The organism is Oleiphilus sp. HI0066 (genome assembly GCF_001635725.1).
Map to the genome: position 1 here is coordinate 1 of NZ_LWFH01001811.1, position 1756 is coordinate 1756.

Annotated in this window: 3 protein-coding genes; all 3 read right to left on the minus strand. The window is 45.3% G+C overall.

The features are described from left to right. A partial coding sequence (locus A3738_RS28075; protein WP_156504560.1) for a ParA family protein occupies positions 1–374 on the minus strand: 374 nt, incomplete at its 3' end. A 175-nt stretch (positions 375–549) separates the two neighbouring features. Further along, positions 550–1335 (minus strand): flagellar motor protein MotD, encoded by a 786-nt coding sequence (gene motD, locus A3738_RS28080; RefSeq protein WP_068480062.1) that lies wholly within the window; start codon positions 1333–1335, stop codon positions 550–552. Positions 1336–1344: 9 nt separating this feature from the next. Further along, the coding region (locus A3738_RS28085; protein ID WP_197474105.1) for a MotA/TolQ/ExbB proton channel family protein at positions 1345–1756 on the minus strand (412 nt) is incomplete at its 5' end.

Below are 1756 nucleotides of genomic sequence, written 5' to 3' on the forward strand. Positions count from 1 at the left end.
AAATCATACTGATCCCATAACAGCGCTAGCGTCTTTGATATGATCAGGCCCATTCCATCGACACCCACCATACGTCTTTCAAGCGTCGCTAATGCTGTGGATGCAGGCATTAGATCTAGACCTGGGCAAGACGTTGCCGTAATGAGTTGTTCAGGCAAACCATCTGGCACTCTACCCTTGTGCATAAACAGGTCAAAAGTACTCTGCTCTATGGTGTCTGGATCATGACCAAAATAGCTGGTCAATGATCCATGCGGATCTAGATCCATTACAAGAACGCGTTTACCTTGCGATGCAAGGAGCCCCCCGAGGGATACAACCGTAGTGGTTTTACCAACCCCACCTTTTTGGTTTGCTATTGCCCAAATACGCACGTTCTTCCGACTCCTGAATTATATTTTTTGTACTGCAAAATCAATGAATTAGATATTAACACCACGCATCCATTGCTAAAACCCAGCGGCAAATATCTACGTCAACAATCTGACACACAACGCAATATTGCACATCTCATGCCAAACACGCTTGACGAAAATGAAACGAGATAAGTTAGCGAATAAGCGTACTGCGGACGTCGCCCGAACGGGAGACTAATAGAACAATTCGTCGGTTATCACTCCGACCTTCAGGAGTGTCATTACGAACAATAGGTGAATACTGACCAAACCCCATAGCCACCATGCGCGATTCTTCAATATTTTCGATCGCTAGAAGCTGTAAAAAAGTCGTCGCCCTTAATGCAGAGAGCTCCCAATTATTCTGAAATTCACTATTTGAGACGCGCCGGTTATCAGTATGCCCCTCGATCAGAATGCCGTTTCCGCGATCACGCAATACACCCGCAATCTTTTTGATAACACCAAAAGCTTGCTCTGAAGGGATCACATCGCCACTTTCAAAAACGACGTTATCGCGTAGCGTTATCTCTACCCACTCATCAAGCAAAGTAACCGAAATCTTGTCTTCGTATATTAAGTCAGCAAAGCTATCTTCAAATTCGCCCGCTATCGACTCTAGTTGTTCATCATCAATATTGTCTTTGTTCGATTCGTAACGTTCATGACGACCTACCAGTAGAGGGTTCAGACCTTCGCTTTTGCTAAAACTTTCTGACTTATGGCTAATCTCACCAATTTGAATTGGTTCTAGACTTTTCTGACGGGTGTTGAAGACGCCCTCTAGCGTTTCTGATAGGACCTTATACTTCCCCTCATTAACCGAGGAGATCGAATACATCACAACGAAGAATGCGAACAAAAGCGTTATAAAATCTGCGTAGGATACTAACCAACGATCATGATTTTCATCTGCGGTAGTACGACGTTGTCGACGCATAGTCGTCCCCTAGACCTTGGCATGTTCGAGGTGTAAATACCCCTTAAGCTTCAGTTCCAAAGAACGAGGATTTTCACCTTCAGCGATCGATACCAATCCATCAATCACCATTTCGTAATAGCGAGTTTGATGCTCTACCTTATGACGTATTTTGTTCGCAATCGGAAGAAATACTAAGTTAGCTAAACCCACTCCGTATATTGTTGCGACGAAGGCAGTCGCGATGCCGGCGCCCAATTGGCTTGGATCGGCAAGATTACTCATCACGTGAATCAGACCAAGCACAGCACCAATGATACCGATGGTCGGCGAGTATCCAGCCATCGAGTCATAGACTTTAGCCAAGTCTAAGTCCCGCTGCTCACGCGCAAGCATATCGACTTCTAGCACGCTTTGAATCGACTCAGGCTCAGCGCCATCA

Bases quoted from the DNA above. Each gene is read 5' to 3' on its own strand.
- motD (WP_068480062.1), bottom strand. From the start codon at position 1,335: ATGCGTCGACAACGTCGTACTACCGCAGATGAAAATCATGATCGTTGG.